This is a genomic window from Vibrio sp. MACH09, from assembly GCF_033238805.1.
Classification (GTDB): Bacteria; Pseudomonadota; Gammaproteobacteria; order Enterobacterales; family Vibrionaceae; genus Vibrio.
In genome coordinates, this window is sequence record NZ_BSFZ01000001.1 from 18,315 (window position 1) to 37,784 (window position 19,470).

Genomic DNA, 19,470 nt, shown 5'->3' on the forward strand with positions numbered 1-19,470 from the left:
ATTACTTCTCCTCATCCTGTTTGTTACACATCGGGAAACCTAGTGCTTCACGTGATGCATAATATGCTTGTGCAACGGATTTTGTTAAATCACGAATGCGTAGGATGTAACGTTGACGCTCTGTTACGGAGATCGCTTTACGAGCATCTAGCAGGTTAAATGCATGGCCTGCTTTAAGAATGCGCTCGTAAGCGGGAAGAGGTAGAGGTGACTCTAACTCTAGCAACTCTTTACACTCTTTTTCACACTGGTCAAAGAAGGTGAATAGGAAATCCACATCGGCGTGTTCAAAGTTGTATGTTGATTGTTCAACTTCATTCTGATGGAAGATATCACCATAGGTTGTTTTACCCAGAGGACCATCAGCCCAAACTAAGTCATAAACCGAATCAACGCCTTGAATGTACATTGCTAAACGCTCGATACCGTATGTGATCTCACCAGTAACAGGTTTACACTCTAGACCACCAACTTGTTGGAAGTAAGTAAACTGAGTCACTTCCATACCGTTTAGCCAGACTTCCCAACCAAGACCCCAAGCACCTAGTGTCGGGTTTTCCCAGTTATCTTCTACGAAACGGATATCGTGTACTAAAGGATCAACACCAAGTACTTCTAAAGAACCAAGATACAACTCTTGAATATTGTCAGGAGAAGGCTTAATCATTACTTGGAATTGATAGTAATGTTGCAGACGGTTAGGGTTCTCACCATAACGGCCATCAGTTGGTCGGCGTGACGGTTGCACATAAGCGGTCGCCATTGGCTCTGGGCCGATGGCACGTAAGCATGTCATTGGGTGAGAAGTCCCCGCACCCACTTCCATATCGAGAGGCTGAACAATAGTACAACCCTGTTGTGCCCAATAATCCTGCAGCGCGAGGATCATACCTTGAAAGGTTTTGATATCGTATTTTTGCATAGTAGGTTTGCGCGAATCTTCTGTTTGAATGAATGAAAAATAACTACAAAGTATAGCGATATATTGAAGTGGGGAGTAGAGCTTTTATTGCTTATTTCTTTTTCAAATTAAAGAAATCTGATGATTTAAGGGTTAAATGCTCATTTTTGATGGTAATAAGACCTATTTATGGCGATTTTTTATCTGCAAGGTTGCTGAGTAGTGTCTTTTGGGGTTGAAAAAGAATGAAGAGGACTTGAGTGGTCATTGGATATGTAATGCCTACCAGCCCGGCAATTTAAGTCGTGAGTCTGGGCTGGGTACGTTCCATTCAATACTGAATAGCTTAAGGCATTTTTTGTAAATTAAAGGCTACAGATGAAAAATCACTCAAGCCCTTTTTTAATCAAATACTGATAAGGCAGTACATCAGTTTGAGAGTCGATTAGTTGGTGATCCATAAATCGACAAAAACTGGGAATATCTCTGGTGGTTGATGGGTCGTCAGCGTTAATAAGCAAAACTTCACCATCTTGCATGTTTCTTATTGTCTTCCTGACCATCATTACTGGCTCTGGACAGCGTAATCCTTCCGCTTCAAGCGTCTTATTTGCCAGCTCAGGGGCTATTGTCATTAGGTGTTCTCTCTGAAAATTTCACGGTTGATATTACTGGTAGAAAAAAAAAATTCAATAAAAGCTTGGCAAATGTAAAAAAGATCGCTACATTTAATTAACAAATGCGCAACATGTTAAGTCGTGTTACAGCACTATTCCAATTTTCTTGGGCTTCCCCGCTGAAAGGCGGGATTTTTTTTGCCTGAAGAAAAGTGATTGTTTTCATGGGAGTAGCTGTGTTTTAGCGTCTAGCTAGCTTACTGAAAGCCATTAGGTTCGTGACATTGGTAATGCAATAAGTTAACAAAGCCTGCAATCAGCAGGCTCTGTTATAAATTACTTTTCTACAAAATTGTCAGCGTACCCTTTTGGAGGTGGTGTCCAGCCACGCTCTGAGCGAGTGTGCTTGTCGCTGCGATCGTGCTTCATCTCTTCAGAAACACTCTCTTCTAGGTGTATAAAAAGCTGACGATAGTTATTATCGAAGCGTTCACCTTCAGCGTCATCTTGCCATGCGGTATAGAGCATATCTGACTTTTTGTTTTCAACTCGTTTGTATGTGGTTTTCTGTTGTTCAATGAAGAATGGGTGCAATCCCATAACTTTCATTGCGTGCCCGCCAATTTCTAACGATGAATGGTAAGTTTCTGATTCGATAATGTCTGCACCAGCTTGACGGAGTCGATACCCATGACCACGGTCGAAAGCTCGTACGATAACGGTGACTTTTGGATAAGTATGTTTGACGTACTTGACCAGTTCAACACTGCTTTCTGGTTGGTCGATAGCGATAACAATCGCTCTAGCATTCTCAATACCGGCAGTATGAAGTAAGTCGGGTCGAGTGGCATCGCCATAGTAGGCTTGAGTTCCTATTTTCCTCACCACATCGACTTGGTTGGCTTGGTGATCCAGTACCACGGTTTTTACTCCGTTTGATACCAGTAAGCGATTAACTATTTGGCCAAAACGTCCAATACCTACAATGATGACAGAGCCTTGCTCTTCTATGACATCACTCTCTCTGTCATTGGATTCTTGCTGGTAACGCGGCAGTATGATTTTATCAAACAAAATAAACAGTCCTGGCGTGAAGAACATTGAAAGTGCAACAACTAAAGACAATGTTTGCGCTATCTCTGCGGGTAGGACGTGGTTTTGCATTGAGAAACTGAGTAATACAAAGCCAAACTCACCAGCCTGCGCCAAGCTCAAAGCAAATAACCAACGATCACTGCCTTTGATTCTAAAAATCAGAGCAAGTAAAAACAGAACTGCCCCTTTTAATAACATTACTGCTAACGTTAAGCCGATAATAACGAAAAATTGGCTGAACAGAATAGAGAAGTTTATACCGGCTCCGACGGTAATAAAAAAGAGCCCTAGAAGTAAACCTTTAAAGGGATCGATATTGGACTCCAGCTCATGTCGAAACTCACTATTGGCTAAAACCACCCCTGCTAAGAAAGTGCCTAATGCTGGTGATAGTCCGACTAAGCTCATTAATGCTGCAATACCAATTACGAGCATTAGTGCGGTAGCGGTAAATATTTCTCTAAGCCCAGAACTGGCCACAAAGCGAAAAAGTGGGCGACTGAGAAAATGGCCACCAACCACCACTAAAGCAATAGAGGCGGTGATCACTAATCCATAAGCCCAGCCAGGAAGTCCAGCAACAAGACTTAACTCTTCATGATGTTCTGCGGCGGTGTTTGCGGCTAACTGAGCCTGTTCAATTAACTCCGGCAATGCGAGTAAAGGAATAAAGGCCAACATTGGAATAACAGCGATGTCTTGAAATAGCAAAACGGAAAAGGCATTTTTCCCGCCCTCTGTTTTGCTTAACCCTTTTTCACTAAAAGTTTGCAATACAATGGCCGTGGAAGAGAGTGCGAATATGAGGCCAATAGTTAATGCGATGCTCCATAATTGACCTAGAAATAACGCGATCGCCATGACCAATGCGACCGTTCCACCAACTTGTAAGCCACCCAATCCCATTAAGCGGTTGCGCATTGCCCATAACATCTTGGGTTCTAGCTCTAAACCGACTAAAAACAGCATCATGACCACACCAAACTCTGCAAAGTGTTGGATGGTGGTGGTTTCTTCTCCGACTAAGCCAATGATTGGCCCAATGACAACGCCTGCGATTAAGTAGCCCAGTACGGAGCCTAGTCCTAATCGCTTAGCAATGGGAACAGCAATGACCGCCGCGACCAAATAGATAAATGCTTGTAAGAAAATACCTGTCATCATCTATCTCCTTCAGTTTTCTGCTCTGACGCGATGAGTTGATCTAAAACGTGGGTCAGCTTTTCAACTTTACTGGCCTGCTCTAAATCTAATTGATCCCTTGTTAAAGCGGTGAGTAGCCTTTCCCAACGTTGAACATGGCTCTCTATTCGACCTTCTTCTAATGCCGTTCTGGAACCAAATAGGGCAAAAGGAGCAAGGTAATGCATCCCTGTTAATGATGCGGTTTGCTCAAATGGGTGAAATAGCTCACGAATAGTAAAGTGATTGTAACCATCTGTTTGATAAGCTTCTGCTTTACCGCCTGCAGTGGTGGCGCAAAAGAATACTTTGCCTTGTAAAGCATTGCCATCTTGTCCATAGGCAAAACCGTATTCTAAGACAAGGTCTTGCCACTCTTTTAATAGTGCAGGTGTGGAGTACCAGTAGAGGGGAAACTGGAAAACAATGATGTCGTGATCAAGCAACCTCTGTTGCTCGCGATCTATGTTGATATTAAAGGTTGGGTACTCACCATATAAATCGATAGCGGTAACATGCTCTATATTTGCAGCTGCTTTGAAGAGTGTTTGATTCACTTCAGATCTGTGTTGTGAAGGGTGAGCATATAAAACCAATACTTTTTTCTTTGCCATATTAACCCCAACTGACGATAAGATGATTGCTGTAATTGAAGATGTATTATTGTCTGGCACCTTCTATTTCTCAATGCATTCAAAGAGAAACTATGTAGAGACATTTGAGTATAGGATGCTCTTCGATAGAAGAGTATACTTACTAATCTCAAGGAACGTTATCCGATAAGAGTTGGCTGTGGAACTGGAAGATATTTACCGTAAAGATTTAAATTTGCTGGTGGCATTAAAAGTGTTGATTGAAGAGGGCACGGTTAGTAAAGCAGCTACTCGATTAAATCTAAGCCAATCGGCGATGAGCCGTGTTTTAGGGCGATTAAGAGAACTGCTGGATGATCCTCTGTTTACTCGGCAAGGCCAGCAGTTGATCCCGACTGAAAAAGCCTTAGAAATTGGACAGTTATTGGGTGAGCCGCTGGATGCAGTTCGACAGTTACTCTCTTCTAAAGAGTTCAGTGCAAAAAGCTGTAATCAATCTTTTACCATTGCGACCACCGATTACGCAATGCAGACCATTTTACCTTTTGCTTTACCGCGGATTTATCAGGAAGCGCCTAATGTCTCGTTGGAGTTTCTTCCATTGCACCATGAGCAACTAATGTATCAATTGACCACCCAAGGTGCTGATCTGGCGATATGTCGACCGACGACATCGGTTGAGCCGCTATTAAGCGACATTTTAGGTAAGGTTGGTGTCTCTTGTCTGTTATCGAAAAAGCATCCGTTGGCATTTAAACAGATGACGTTGGATGATTACTTAGAGTATCCACATGCCATGATAGCGATTAGTGATGGTGTTAAAGCGTTGATCGATCATGCTTTAGAAGGACAGCCAGCAAGGCGAACCATGATAAGGGCTTATCACTTAGAAGCTGCGCTAGCGGTTGTGGATACCGTGCCACTTATTATCACCGTTCCTGCGGATTTAGCGTATCTGGTTGCTGATCGATATGACTTGCTTATTAAGCCTTTACCATTTGCCTTTACACCGTTTGATTACTCGATGATTTGGCATCCTAGGTGTGAACATTCACCTTCACAAGAGTGGCTTCGTAATGTGCTTAAAGAGGAGTGTGGTCGACTCATTGCTAAGAGAGTGGAAGATCTGGGCTTATTGCCGGCCAGCAGTAATGAGGTCAAATAAAAAAACGGACAAGGCTTGGCCATTTGTCCATTTTCTATTGATAGAGTTGTGCTTATAGCTTAATGACGACACGGCCTGTTACTTGACCATTAGTGATATCTTCTGCGTATTTTGCTGCCTCAGCCAGTGATATCTCATTACATGCTTGCTCAAAGAAGCTTTCTGGTAAGAGTTTTGATAGCGATTCCCATGCAGCGATACGTTTTTCTGTCGGGCAAGATACTGAATCAACACCTTGCAGGCGAACATTACGCAAGATAAATGGCATTACCGTTGTTGGTAAGTCGAAGCCACCAGCTAATCCGCAAGCGGCAACAGCACTGTTGTAATCCATTTGAGCAAGAACTTTAGCCAGTACTTTGCTACCAACAGTATCGATAGCGCCAGCCCATACTTGCTTCTCAAGAGGGCGTGCAGGTTCTTCAAAAACTGTACGGTCGATGATTTTGTTGGCCCCTAACTTTTCTAATAAAGGACCATTTTGCTCAACACGACCAGTAACTGCGGCCACTTGATAACCTAATTGTGCTAAAAGTGCAACGGAGACTGAACCTACACCACCACTTGCGCCAGTCACAACCACTTCACCATCTTCAGGTTTTATCCCTGCGTCTAGAAGTGCTTGCACACATAGCATTGCCGTAAAGCCCGCTGTACCGACCATCATGGCTTGTTTGCTGGAAAGAGCGCTTGGTAGCGGTACTAGCCAGTCTGCTTTTAGTTTGGCTTTTTCAGCCATGCCACCCCAGTGGTTTTCGCCTACACCCCAACCGGTAAGTACCACTTCATCGCCTTGTTTGTAACGGTTGTCGTCGGAACTGATGACTTTACCCGCCATATCTATTCCCGGAACCATTGGGAAGTTGCGGATAATTTTTCCTTTACCTGTAATAGCTAAACCATCTTTGTAGTTTAGAGATGAGTATTCTACTTCAACAAGAACATCACCTTCTGGTAATTGAGATTCATCCAGTTGCTCAATTGCTGCCAGTGTGCGTTTTTCTTGTTGATTTAGAACCAGAGCGTTAAACATGGCTTTCTCCACTAGAGTTAATAGTAATTTGTTTATTTGACCGACTAAGTGTAGTTGCTAATTAGGTATGACTAAAATGAAACTTTAGCATTATATATATGCATATTACGCATATAAAAGGAGCGACTTTCGTCGCTCCTGTAATAGTCGGGATAATTTATGCTGCTCTTTACGGCGTTATGTTTGTTTATCGAGGATCTATTCCACTCGCTCAAACACGGTGGCTATGCCCTGACCTAAACCTATACACATGGTGGCTAAGCCGAATTGAGCGTCTTTCGCTTCCATTAGGTTTATCAGGGTGGTGGAGATTCGAGAACCTGAACAGCCTAGCGGGTGACCTAAAGCAATAGCACCCCCATTTAGGTTGATTTTATCCTCAACGACATCCAATAAGCCGAGATCTTTTACACAAGGTAACGACTGTGCTGCAAACGCTTCATTAAGTTCGATAACATCAAGTTGATCGACGGTAATGCCTGCACGTTGCAACGCCTTTTGTGTTGCAGGAACAGGACCGTACCCCATAATTGATGGATCACAACCAGATACCGCCATTGAACGAACCCGAGCACGAATGGTAAGCCCCAGTTGTTTGGCCTTATCTTCACTCATAACCAGCATTGCTGATGCACCGTCAGAGAGTGCGGATGAGGTTCCCGCGGTAACGGTACCATTTGCAGGATCAAAGACGGGACGAAGTTGCGATAAACCTTCCACGGTGGTCTCAGGCCTAATAACTTCATCATAATCAAGTTGAATTAACGATCCATCAGCACTGTGGCCTTCCGTCGCAAGAATTTCATTTTTAAAACGTCCCTCTAGAGTAGCTGCGTGGGCACGTGCATGAGAGCGAGCGGCAAATTCATCTTGTTGCTGACGTGAAATACCATGCAGCTTGCCAAGCATTTCGGCGGTAAGCCCCATCATTCCTGCGGCTTTGGCTACGTTTTTTGATAACCCTGGGTGGAAATCGACACCATGGTTCATGGGTACATGGCCCATATGTTCTACTCCACCAATTAGACAAATCTCAGCGTCACCCACCATTATTGCTCGTGAAGCATCATGTAGAGCTTGCATTGAAGAGCCGCACAATCGGTTAACAGTCACTGCACCAATATTTTTAGGCAGATCGGCCAATAGCGCTGCATTTCTGGCGATATTGAAACCTTGTTCTAATGTTTGTTGCACACAACCCCAATAGATATCTTCTATTTGCGTAGGATCGACTTGTGGGTTTCGTGCCAAGATGCCTTTCATCAGATGAGCAGAAAGGTCTTCTGCGCGAGTATGACGAAAGGCGCCACCTTTAGAGCGACCCATCGGTGTACGTAGACAATCGACAATTACGACGTTATTCATTGTGGTATTCCTTCTCCAAAAGTGACTAAAGTGAGCTTGCTTGTTGAGATTGGTAGAAAGAACCGCCGTTCTTTGCCATATCTATTAGCATTTGTGGTACTTGATAAAGTGGCCCTAGTTCGCTGTATTGCTTGGCTATTTCCACATAATTATTTATGCCTAGGCTATCTAAATAGCGGAAAACGCCACCTCTAAATGGAGGGAATCCAAGGCCGTATACCAATGCCATATCCGCTTCTTGAGGCGACGCGATAATGCCTTCCTCTAAACAGAGCACAACTTCATTGATCATTGGAATCATCATTCGTTGGATAATGGTATCGTCACTAAACTCTTGTTGAGCAGAGCATGTCGGTTGTAAAACAGCGAGTATTTCTTCTGAGAAGACTTTCTTTGGTCGGCCTTTTTTGTCTTTGCTATAGCTATAAAAACCGGAACCATTCTTCTGACCATATTTTTCTGCTTCATATAAAGCATCAATGGCGTCTTTGCCCTCTTTGGCCATTCGAGCAGGAAAACCTTGAGCCATTACCGCTTGAGCATGGTGAGCAGTATCAATTCCAACCACGTCAAGCAGGTATGCTGGCCCCATTGGCCAACCAAATTTTTTCTCCATCACCTTATCAACAGATAAGAAGTTCGCACCATCTTTTAGTAGAGAACTAAAACCACCAAAATAGGGGAATAGTACTCGGTTAACAAAGAAGCCAGGACAGTCATTTACAACAATAGGTGATTTACCCATTTGAGCGGCATACGCCACGACTCGATTGATGGTTTCGTCGGACGTTTTTTCTCCGCGAATGATTTCAACTAAAGGCATACGATGCACAGGGTTAAAAAAGTGCATGCCACAGAAGTTTTCTGGACGTTGTAATGATTTAGCCAATAAATTGATTGGAATGGTAGATGTGTTTGATGTGATGACGGTCTCTTCTGTTACTTGCTGCTCGACTTCGCTTAACACTGCCGCTTTCACTTTAGGGTTCTCTACTACGGCTTCAACAATAATATCTGTCTGCTCCACGCCGGCGTAATGTAAGCTAGGAGTAATGGATGACAGTATTCCCGCCATTTTAAAACCATTAATACGGCCTCTTTCTAAACGTTTATTCAGCAGTTTAGATGCTTCACTCATGCCGAGATCCAGTGAGGGCTGTGCGATGTCTTTCATCAATACAGGAACACCTTTAAGTGCCGATTGATATGCTATTCCGCCCCCCATAATACCCGCACCTAGCACGGTGGCTCTTTCTGTTGGTTTTGTTGCGGTCTTCGTCGCTTTTTTGGCTAAACCTTTTATGTATTGATCATTTAAGAACAGACCTACTAAGGCATTGGCTTCTTCAGATTGAGCGAGTTTAATAAAGTGTTTTCGTTCCACATCGAGAGCGGCAGTTCTAGAAAGGGTTGCGGCTTCTTCTATCGCTTTAACTGAGGTAATTGGAGCAGGGTAATGAAGCCCTGCCTTTTGCATAACTAAGCCTTTTGCCATAGTGAAGCTCATCATGGACTCTAGCTTACTAAGGGTTAATGGCGATGTTTTTTGTTTGCGTCTTGCTTGCCAATCTAGTTTTCCATTATTGGCTTGTTGAATAGTATTGATGGCGGACTGAAGTAGCTGGTCACTATCCACAATGGCATCCATTAGCCCTAGTTTTAACGCTTCGTCGGCTCTGCAACTTTTTCCTGCTGTGATCAGTTCCATTGCGCTGTCTGCACCAATAAGGCGAGGCATACGAACTGAGCCTCCAAACCCTGGCATTATGCCTAGCTTAGTTTCTGGCAGGCCAATACTTGTGGTTGCATCACCAATTCGAAAATCGGTTGCGAGAACGCACTCACAACCACCACCTAAGGTATGCCCTTTTAGTAGTGATAGAGTCGGGAAGGGGAGATCTTCAAGCTTATTGAAAATATTGTTGGCGTACAGCAGCCAGTTGTTCAGTTCATCTGCGGGTTTAGCAAATAAACCTAAAAACTCGGTGATATCTGCGCCAACGATAAAAGATTCTTTATCTGAGGTTAAAATTAAACCTGTTAAGTGTTGCTGTTCTTTTAGTTGATTCAGCGCGTTATCGAGAGCATCAAGGGTGGCAAGATCCAGTTTATTCACCGAGGCTGGTGCGCAAAAACTGAGTTCAGCTATGCCACTTTCTAATTCCTTCACTTGTAGGGTGTTGGCTTGGTAGATCATTATCTTTCTCCGTAAAGAGCAACCAAATGTTGCTAACTAGAGTCCATTTTGAAGTTATTTACTGTCATTATTCGATCATATGTTGTGGCTCGATATTGCAGTAATGTTGGTGGTACTTGTTGCTATTGTGATGACCACCTATCGGTTACATGTCGTTACTTTGCTACGCTTAAGCGTGTTTGAACTAAGCGAGCTTTGGTACGACCAGTTGTATGATATTGAAGCAATTCAAACTTTATTTCAACAAAATTCAAACAACTGTTTAACATTTTGAGATCGGTCAAACGAATTGAATTAGATTATTGCGGTGTTACACTGGCCGCCTACTCTTTCTATGTCTAACTTTATGAATATTGAACCTTACCTTATACCTTCTGAGTCGGTGTTATTTGAAGAAGAGATTAAAAAAAGTGTCTTTATTACTCATTTAGCTCATACGCCGAGTATTGATGCGGCAAAGGTATTTATAGAAAGCTGCAAGAAAGAACATGCAGCGGCAAGGCATAATTGCTGGGGTTTTGTTGCAGGACGACCAGAAGATTCTATGAAATGGGGTTTTAGTGATGACGGTGAGCCGTCCGGCACTGCTGGGAAACCTATTTTGGCTCAGTTAAGTGGCTCTGGCGTCGGAGAACTCTCCGCAGTCGTCACTCGTTATTCTGGTGGAATTAAGTTGGGTACCGGCGGGCTAGTTAAAGCGTATGGCGGTGGAGTACAAAGTGCTCTTCGTTTGCTTCAAACTATTGAGAAAAAAATCACCACTTGTGTACAACTAAGGTTAGACTATCCATCTATTTCGCTGGTTCAATCGCTGATAAATGCTTTCCAAGCGGTTGAGCTTTCATCGGACTTTTCAGCGCAAATAGAAATGGTTGTAGAAATTGAAAAGCGCAATTGTGACGATTTCATTCAATCTGTTATCAATAAGAGTGGAGCGAAGGTATTCGTTTCTGAAATAAAAGAAAACTAGGAAACTGGAAGCTTAGCTTCATTTATTATCCATGCAATTTCGTTCAATAATTCGCATCGTAGGGCTGCTTTTAGCTCTGTTCAGTGTATCTATGCTTGCGCCAGCCTTTGTTGCTTTGATATACAGAGATGGAGCGGGTGTCCCTTTTGTCAGTACCTTTTTTGTTCTGCTGTTGTGCGGCGGGATATGCTGGTTTCCCAATCGACATCATAAAAAAGATTTGAAGTCCCGAGATGGCTTTTTGATTGTAGTGCTGTTTTGGACGGTAATTGGTAGTGCCGGAGCACTGCCTTTCCTCATATCTGAAAACCCTGCAGTCTCAATTACTGACGCCTTCTTTGAATCATTCTCGGCATTAACCACAACTGGTGCGACCGTAATTGTGGGTTTGGATGATCTGCCTAAAGCTATTCTGTTTTATCGTCAGTTTTTGCAATGGTTTGGTGGTATGGGAATCATTGTGTTGGCGGTAGCGATTCTTCCTGTGCTTGGTATCGGTGGTATGCAGCTGTATCGAGCTGAGATTCCGGGGCCTGTGAAAGACAGCAAAATGACCCCCAGAATTGCAGAGACAGCAAAAGCACTTTGGTATATCTATTTAAGCTTAACATTAGCCTGTGCCGGTGCTTTCTGGTTGGCGGGTATGAGCTTGTTCGATGCAATATGTCATAGCTTTTCAACCATTGCTATTGGTGGTTTTTCTACTCATGATGCCAGTATGGGGTATTTTGATAGCTCTGCGATCAATATGATTACCGTGGTCTTTTTGCTGATTTCTGGTTGTAACTACTCATTGCACTTTGCCGCATTTGCTTCAGGTGGTGTTCACCCTAAATACTATATTAAAGATCCTGAATTTAGAGCTTTCTTTTTTATTCAAGGAATACTATTTGTTGTCTGCTTTCTCTTGCTATTAAAGCATCACTCCTATATCTCCGTTTTTGACGCGTTCGATCAAGCACTATTCCAAACCGTATCTATCTCAACAACTGCCGGATTTACTACCACAGGTTTCGCTGAGTGGCCGCTGTTTTTGCCTGTGTTACTGTTATTCTCTTCTTTTATAGGTGGCTGTGCTGGTTCAACGGGCGGGGGGATGAAAGTAATAAGGATTTTGTTACTTACTCTACAAGGCTCCCGTGAGATAAAAAGGTTGATTCACCCAAGAGCGGTATTCACCATCAAGTTAGGCAATACAGCTTTATCTCAACGAGTGGTTGATGCGGTATGGGGCTTTTTCTCTGCTTATGCATTGGTATTTGTTATTTGTATGCTGGCGTTAATTGCCACAGGTATCGATGAGTTGAGTGCATTCTCTGCTGTCGCGTCTACCTTAAATAATTTGGGACCCGGCTTGGGTGATGTCGCCCTTCACTATGGAGACATCAATGATGATGCTAAATGGGTGTTGGTATTGTCTATGTTATTCGGTCGATTAGAAGTCTTTACTCTCCTCATTCTCTTTACGCCAACGTTCTGGCGCAGTTAAGGATATATTGTGAAAAAAGCACTTTTTTTATATTCCACTAAAGATGGTCAAACCGTCAAAATATTTAAACATATAGAAGCAGAGATGAATGAGTTTGAATGTGAACTCGTTGATCTCCATCTGCTGAATAATGTGGACTTTACTCATTATGACAAGGTGGTGATTGGTGCATCTATACGATATGGCCACCTTAATAAGAAGTTCTATCAATTTATAAACACAAATCTGGATGCATTGAAAGCCGCGAATGTGGCCTTTTTCTTAGTGAACTTAACGGCGAGAAAAGAGGACCAAGGAAAAGATACTCCTGAAGGAAGTGTCTATATGCAAACCTTTTTGAAGAAGTCTGCTTGGAAACCCGATCTACTTGCTGTTTTTGCTGGAGCGTTGCGATATCCACAATATCGTTTCTTTGACCGTTTCATGATTCAACTGATTATGAGAATGACGGGAGGGGAAACCGACACAACGAAAGAAGTTGAATACACAAATTGGAAAAAGGTTTCTATATTTGCTGAATCTATTAAGAAAATGTAAACAAAATTGGTTGTTTTGGGGCTTTTCGGTGTATTTTTGTTCGAATGGAAAATAAATTCAAAAAAGAGCCAAAAAAGGGTTGCCAATGTGATTTCGATCTCTATAATGCGCCCTCACTGACACGGCAGAGCCCACAAGGGTTAACTGGCAAAATCAGTCAGGCAGCAGCCTAGCAATGTGACTTTTTATTCCGCTTTTTAAGCGAGAATAAAAAAGTAAAAAAGTGTTTGACACTTCACATTAAATCGCTAGAATGGCCGCCTCGCTTCAGGGAAGACCTTAACGGAAACCAAGAAGCAACGCTCTTTAACAATTTAAACCTATCAATCTGTGTGGGCACTCGTTGATGACAATCGAAGATGATTCTCTGCTTTCGGGCACGAAATCAACAACGGTTTCAATGAACTGAGTGACCAATTTGATACTTCGGTATCGAGCACAGTCAATTCATTATCATTCTGTTGGAATGATAATAGCTTTAAAATTACTTCTTACTTTCGAGTAAGAGCAGTTTTGAAGTCAGTATTCGTTGAGTCCCGTTTCTCTTTATAGAGAAACAAAATCAAAACTTTAAATTGAAGAGTTTGATCATGGCTCAGATTGAACGCTGGCGGCAGGCCTAACACATGCAAGTCGAGCGGAAACGGCAATAAAGATTCTTCGGATGATTTATTGGACGTCGAGCGGCGGACGGGTGAGTAATGCTTAGGAATTTGCCCAGTCGAGGGGGATAACTATTGGAAACGATAGCTAATACCGCATACGCCCTACGGGGGAAAAGAGGGGACCTTCGGGCCTTCTGCGATTGGATAAGCCTAAGTGAGATTAGCTAGTTGGTGAGGTAATGGCTCACCAAGGCGACGATCTCTAGCTGGTCTGAGAGGATGATCAGCCACACTGGAACTGAGACACGGTCCAGACTCCTACGGGAGGCAGCAGTGGGGAATATTGCACAATGGGCGCAAGCCTGATGCAGCCATGCCGCGTGTGTGAAGAAGGCCTTCGGGTTGTAAAGCACTTTCAGTCGTGAGGAAGGTAGTTGCGTTAATAGCGCAATTATTTGACGTTAGCGACAGAAGAAGCACCGGCTAACTCCGTGCCAGCAGCCGCGGTAATACGGAGGGTGCGAGCGTTAATCGGAATTACTGGGCGTAAAGCGCATGCAGGTGGTTTGTTAAGTCAGATGTGAAAGCCCCAGGCTCAACCTGGGAAGGTCATTTGAAACTGGCAAACTAGAGTACTGTAGAGGGGGGTAGAATTTCAGGTGTAGCGGTGAAATGCGTAGAGATCTGAAGGAATACCAGTGGCGAAGGCGGCCCCCTGGACAGATACTGACACTCAGATGCGAAAGCGTGGGGAGCAAACAGGATTAGATACCCTGGTAGTCCACGCCGTAAACGATGTCTACTTGGAGGTTGTGGCCTTGAGCCGTGGCTTTCGGAGCTAACGCGTTAAGTAGACCGCCTGGGGAGTACGGTCGCAAGATTAAAACTCAAATGAATTGACGGGGGCCCGCACAAGCGGTGGAGCATGTGGTTTAATTCGATGCAACGCGAAGAACCTTACCTACTCTTGACATCCAGAGAAGCCAGCGGAGACGCAGGTGTGCCTTCGGGAGCTCTGAGACAGGTGCTGCATGGCTGTCGTCAGCTCGTGTTGTGAAATGTTGGGTTAAGTCCCGCAACGAGCGCAACCCTTATCCTTGATTGCCAGCACTTCGGGTGGGAACTTCAGGGAGACTGCCGGTGATAAACCGGAGGAAGGTGGGGACGACGTCAAGTCATCATGGCCCTTACGAGTAGGGCTACACACGTGCTACAATGGCGCATACAGAGGGCAGCCAACTTGCGAGAGTGAGCGAATCCCAAAAAGTGCGTCGTAGTCCGGATTGGAGTCTGCAACTCGACTCCATGAAGTCGGAATCGCTAGTAATCGTAGATCAGAATGCTACGGTGAATACGTTCCCGGGCCTTGTACACACCGCCCGTCACACCATGGGAGTGGGCTGCAAAAGAAGTAGGTAGTTTAACCTTCGGGGGGACGCTTACCACTTTGTGGTTCATGACTGGGGTGAAGTCGTAACAAGGTAGCCCTAGGGGAACCTGGGGCTGGATCACCTCCTTAATACGAAGATTGCTCGTTTATGAGTGTCCACACAGATTGATATGGTTTAGAAAAGTAAAGAGATGTTTTGAAAGTGCCCAACACTTTCACACCTATGTCCCGTTCGTCTAGAGGCCTAGGACACCGCCCTTTCACGGCGGTAACAGGGGTTCGACTCCCCTACGGGATACCATTGGGTCGTTAGCTCAGCTGGTAGAGCAGTTGACTTTTAATCAATTGGTCGCAGGTTCGAATCCTGCACGACCCACCATTCTTTCCTACGAAGGAATTAAAACGTTTTATGTCTACTTAAGGTAGAGATAAACATTCGTGGGCGATTAGCTCAGTTGGGAGAGCACCTCCCTTACAAGGAGGGGGTCACTGGTTCGAGCCCGGTATCGCCCACCATTCTCTAAATATTTTTGGATATTATCCAAACCAAATAAGTTTGTTTATCTTGGTTCGGATTTTTGTCGTCGAAAGTCTTTAGAAAATGTGATTTCTTTAAGTAGAAAAAACATCGCTCTTTAACAATTTGGAAAGCTGACAGATAACAATTTGATTGATTGTTATCTAATTTAAAAGTTCTCAAATCCTAATTTTCTTTGAAACATAAGAGATTTAGGTACCAACACACATTCAAGTGTTCTTGGAAACAACATTACATAGTAATGCTGTTTATATTTGAGTCCGGCAAAATCGAAATGTTGTCTCGCTCATTCAAATAATGAGACAACGATAGAAACCTTGGTTGCTCATAAGACCCTTTGGGGTTGTATGGTTAAGTGACTAAGCGTACACGGTGGATGCCTTGGCAGTCAGAGGCGATGAAGGACGTATTAACTTGCGATAAGCGTAGATTAGGCAGTAAAAGCCACTTGAGTCTACGATTTCCGAATGGGGAAACCCAACTGCATAAGCAGTTACTGTTAACTGAATACATAGGTTAACAGGGCAAACCCGGGGAACTGAAACATCTAAGTACCCGGAGGAGTAGAAATCAACCGAGATTCCGAAAGTAGCGGCGAGCGAAATTGGATTAGCCCTTAAGCTTTTAGTGCGTCAGGTGAAGAGTCTGGAAAGTCTCGCAATAAAGGGTGATAGCCCCGTAACCGACAACGTACAATCAGTGAAATCGAGTAGGGCGGGACACGTGATATCCTGTCTGAATATGGGGGGACCATCCTCCAAGGCTAAATACTACTGACTGACCGATAGTGAACCAGTACCGTGAGGGAAAGGCGAAAAGAACCCCTGTGAGGGGAGTGAAATAGAACCTGAAACCGTGTACGTACAAGCAGTAGGAGCACCTTCGTGGTGTGACTGCGTACCTTTTGTATAATGGGTCAGCGACTTATATTTAGTAGCAAGGTTAACCGATTAGGGGAGCCGTAGGGAAACCGAGTCTTAACTGGGCGTCGAGTTGCTAGGTATAGACCCGAAACCAGGTGATCTAGCCATGGGCAGGTTGAAGGTTGAGTAACATCAACTGGAGGACCGAACCGACTAATGTTGAAAAATTAGCGGATGACTTGTGGCTAGGGGTGAAAGGCCAATCAAACCTGGAGATAGCTGGTTCTCCCCGAAAGCTATTTAGGTAGCGCCTCGGACGAATACTACTGGGGGTAGAGCACTGTTAAGGCTAGGGGGTCATCCCGACTTACCAACCCTTTGCAAACTCCGAATACCAGTAAGTACTATCCGGGAGACACACGGCGGGTGCTAACGTCCGTCGTGGAGAGGGAAACAACCCAGACCGCCAGCTAAGGTCCCAAAGTATAGCTAAGTGGGAAACGATGTGGGAAGGCTCAGACAGCCAGGATGTTGGCTTAGAAGCAGCCATCATTTAAAGAAAGCGTAATAGCTCACTGGTCGAGTCGGCCTGCGCGGAAGATGTAACGGGGCTAAGCTATACACCGAAGCTGCGGCAATGCTCTTTTGAGTATTGGGTAGGGGAGCGTTCTGTAAGCCGTTGAAGGTGAACTGTAAGGTTTGCTGGAGGTATCAGAAGTGCGAATGCTGACATGAGTAACGATAATGGGGGTGAAAAACCCCCACGCCGGAAGACCAAGGGTTCCTGTCCAACGTTAATCGGGGCAGGGTAAGTCGACCCCTAAGGCGAGGCCGAAAGGCGTAGTCGATGGGAAACGGGTTAATATTCCCGTACTTCTTACAATTGCGATGGGGGGACGGAGAAGGCTAGGTGGGCCTGGCGACGGTTGTCCAGGTTCAAGGGTGTAGGCTGATTTCTTAGGTAAATCCGGGAAATCACTAAGGCTGAGACCCGATGTCGAGCGCCCAAGGGCGTGAAGTCATTGATGCCATGCTTCCAGGAAAAGCCTCTAAGCTTCAGATTGTAAGAAATCGTACCCCAAACCGACACAGGTGGTCGGGTAGAGAATACCAAGGCGCTTGAGAGAACTCGGGTGAAGGAACTAGGCAAAATGGTACCGTAACTTCGGGAGAAGGTACGCTTCTGACGGTGAAGTCCCTCGCGGATGGAGCTATCGGAAGTCGCAGATACCAGGTGGCTGCAACTGTTTATTAAAAACACAGCACTGTGCAAAATCGCAAGATGACGTATACGGTGTGACGCCTGCCCGGTGCCGGAAGGTTAATTGATGGGGTTAGACTTAGGTCGAAGCTCTTGATCGAAGCCCCGGTAAACGGCGGCCGTAACTATAACGGTCCTAAGGTAGCGAAATTCCTTGTCGGGTAAGTTCCGACCTGCACGAATGGCGTAATGATGGCCACGCTGTCTCCACCCGAGACTCAGTGAAATTGAAATCGCTGTGAAGATGCAGTGTACCCGCGGCTAGACGGAAAGACCCCGTGAACCTTTACTACAGCTTGGCACTGAACATTGACCCTACATGTGTAGGATAGGTGGGAGACTTTGAAACTTCGTCGCTAGATGGAGTGGAGTCAACCTTGAAATACCACCCTTGTAGTGTTGATGTTCTAACTTAGTCCCCTGATCGGGGATGAGGACAGTGCCTGGTGGGTAGTTTGACTGGGGCGGTCTCCTCCCAAAGAGTAACGGAGGAGCACGAAGGTGGGCTAAACACGGTTGGACATCGTGTGGTTAGTGCAATGGCATAAGCCCGCTTGACTGCGAGAATGACAATTCGAGCAGGTGCGAAAGCAGGTCATAGTGATCCGGTGGTTCTGAATGGAAGGGCCATCGCTCAACGGATAAAAGGTACTCCGGGGATAACAGGCTGATACCGCCCAAGAGTTCATATCGACGGCGGTGTTTGGCACCTCGATGTCGGCTCATCACATCCTGGGGCTGAAGTCGGTCCCAAGGGTATGGCTGTTCGCCATTTAAAGTGGTACGCGAGCTGGGTTTAGAACGTCGTGAGACAGTTCGGTCCCTATCTGCCGTGGGCGTTGGAGAATTGAAAGGGGCTGCTCCTAGTACGAGAGGACCGGAGTGGACGAACCTCTGGTGTTCGGGTTGTCATGCCAATGGCATTGCCCGGTAGCTAAGTTCGGAATCGATAAGCGCTGAAAGCATCTAAGCGCGAAGCGAGCCTTGAGATGAGTTCTCCCTGATACTTTAAGTATCCTAAAGGGTTGTCGTAGACTACGACGTTGATAGGCAGGGTGTGTAAGCGTTGTGAGGCGTTGAGCTAACCTGTACTAATTGCCCGTGAGGCTTAACCATACAACACCCAAGGGGTTTTGAAGGACTCAAATAGAACATTGAATGTGTAAGAACTTTTAAAGTTAGTTTTCCAAGTTAAAGTGATAAAGCCTTAGCTCGATACGAGCGCAGGTAAAAGGTTTGCTATCAAGGCAGATTGTGAGATGAGAGAAGGAGCTTACGTTGGTAAGTGACTGAGCGAATAAGCAGTCTAACGTAGAGAGCGAGCGTTTTAGCCAGCGGTTTTATTACACCAATTTTGCTTGGCGACCATAGCATTGTGGACCCACCTGATTCCATGCCGAACTCAGAAGTGAAACGCAATAGCGCCGATGGTAGTGTGGGGTTTCCCCATGTGAGAGTAGGACATCGCCAGGCTTATTTACTTGTTTTCAGATTTTGAACAAATCTGAAGCAAAACTGAATAAAGCAGATAGATTGTCAGTCTTTATTTAGTAAAAATTATGGAGAGATGGCTGAGTGGCCGAAAGCACCTGACTTGAAATCAGGCGACGGGCGACCGTCCTAGAGTTCGAATCTCTATCTCTCCGCCATATTAAAGAAACCGCTTTTA

11 protein-coding genes, 4 tRNA genes and 3 rRNA genes are annotated in these 19,470 nt (G+C 44.8%); 11 read left to right on the plus strand and 7 right to left on the minus strand.

Annotated features, from left to right (window positions below):
* Nucleotide 1: 1 nt before the first annotated feature.
* The 4 genes from glyQ to CHJ_RS00095 form a co-directional block, all read right to left on the minus strand.
* Nucleotides 2–922: a glycine--tRNA ligase subunit alpha gene (gene glyQ, locus CHJ_RS00080; RefSeq protein ID WP_171754492.1), complete on the minus strand. Its 921-nt coding sequence runs from the start codon at nt 920–922 to the stop codon at nt 2–4.
* 365 nt (nt 923–1,287) lie between these two features.
* On the minus strand, nt 1,288–1,536 hold the full coding sequence (gene tusA, locus CHJ_RS00085) for a sulfurtransferase TusA (protein WP_171754491.1): 249 nt from the start codon (nt 1,534–1,536) through the stop codon (nt 1,288–1,290).
* 318 nt (nt 1,537–1,854) lie between these two features.
* Entirely contained in the window at nt 1,855–3,774 is a 1,920-nt protein-coding gene (locus CHJ_RS00090) for a monovalent cation:proton antiporter-2 (CPA2) family protein (RefSeq protein ID WP_317918052.1), read from the minus strand.
* The gene (locus tag CHJ_RS00095; protein ID WP_317916554.1) at nt 3,774–4,409 is read right to left on the minus strand and encodes an NAD(P)H-dependent oxidoreductase; all 636 of its coding nucleotides are present in this window, start codon (nt 4,407–4,409) and stop codon (nt 3,774–3,776) included. Before CHJ_RS00095 ends, CHJ_RS00090 begins: the two co-directional genes overlap by 1 nt.
* Nucleotides 4,410–4,587: 178 nt before the next feature.
* On the opposite strand from CHJ_RS00095, the gene CHJ_RS00100 reads away from it, so the two are divergent.
* A complete protein-coding gene (locus CHJ_RS00100; RefSeq protein WP_171754489.1) occupies nt 4,588–5,553 on the plus strand; it encodes a LysR family transcriptional regulator in 966 nt (321 codons plus the stop codon).
* A 52-nt stretch (nt 5,554–5,605) separates the two neighbouring features.
* Here CHJ_RS00100 and CHJ_RS00105 read toward each other — a convergent pair whose 3' ends face one another.
* From CHJ_RS00105 to fadB, 3 genes are all read right to left on the minus strand, one after another.
* A complete protein-coding gene (locus tag CHJ_RS00105; protein ID WP_171754488.1) occupies nt 5,606–6,586 on the minus strand; it encodes an MDR family oxidoreductase in 981 nt (326 codons plus the stop codon).
* A 198-nt stretch (nt 6,587–6,784) separates the two neighbouring features.
* Nucleotides 6,785–7,951, minus strand: a complete 1,167-nt coding sequence (fadA, locus tag CHJ_RS00110) for an acetyl-CoA C-acyltransferase FadA (RefSeq protein ID WP_171754487.1) — start codon at nt 7,949–7,951, stop codon at nt 6,785–6,787.
* 25 nt (nt 7,952–7,976) lie between these two features.
* Complete coding sequence (fadB, locus tag CHJ_RS00115) at nt 7,977–10,148, minus strand: fatty acid oxidation complex subunit alpha FadB (protein ID WP_317916555.1); 2,172 nt, start codon at nt 10,146–10,148, stop codon at nt 7,977–7,979.
* 346 nt (nt 10,149–10,494) lie between these two features.
* Between fadB and CHJ_RS00120 the strand changes: the two genes are divergently transcribed.
* From CHJ_RS00120 to CHJ_RS00165, 10 genes are all read left to right on the plus strand, one after another.
* Nucleotides 10,495–11,118 (plus strand): YigZ family protein, encoded by a 624-nt coding sequence (locus tag CHJ_RS00120; protein ID WP_317916556.1) that lies wholly within the window; start codon nt 10,495–10,497, stop codon nt 11,116–11,118.
* 31 nt (nt 11,119–11,149) lie between these two features.
* The gene (locus CHJ_RS00125) at nt 11,150–12,607 is read left to right on the plus strand and encodes a TrkH family potassium uptake protein (protein ID WP_171754484.1); all 1,458 of its coding nucleotides are present in this window, start codon (nt 11,150–11,152) and stop codon (nt 12,605–12,607) included.
* 9 nt (nt 12,608–12,616) lie between these two features.
* Nucleotides 12,617–13,144: a menaquinone-dependent protoporphyrinogen IX dehydrogenase gene (hemG, locus tag CHJ_RS00130; RefSeq protein ID WP_171754483.1), complete on the plus strand. Its 528-nt coding sequence runs from the start codon at nt 12,617–12,619 to the stop codon at nt 13,142–13,144.
* A 572-nt stretch (nt 13,145–13,716) separates the two neighbouring features.
* Nucleotides 13,717–15,268 (plus strand): 16S ribosomal RNA (locus tag CHJ_RS00135).
* A gap of 96 nt (nt 15,269–15,364) precedes the next feature.
* Nucleotides 15,365–15,440: transfer RNA gene (locus CHJ_RS00140), tRNA-Glu, on the plus strand.
* 2 nt (nt 15,441–15,442) lie between these two features.
* Nucleotides 15,443–15,518, plus strand: a tRNA-Lys gene (locus CHJ_RS00145).
* Between the two features lie 61 nt (nt 15,519–15,579).
* A tRNA-Val gene (locus CHJ_RS00150) sits at nt 15,580–15,655 on the plus strand.
* Between the two features lie 371 nt (nt 15,656–16,026).
* A 23S ribosomal RNA gene (locus CHJ_RS00155) occupies nt 16,027–18,917 on the plus strand.
* Nucleotides 18,918–19,158: 241 nt separating this feature from the next.
* Nucleotides 19,159–19,274 (plus strand): 5S ribosomal RNA (gene rrf / locus CHJ_RS00160).
* Together the 16S, 23S and 5S rRNA genes with 4 tRNA genes alongside form the textbook arrangement of a ribosomal RNA operon.
* 88 nt (nt 19,275–19,362) lie before the next feature.
* A tRNA-Ser gene (locus tag CHJ_RS00165) sits at nt 19,363–19,450 on the plus strand.
* Nucleotides 19,451–19,470 lie beyond the last annotated feature (20 nt).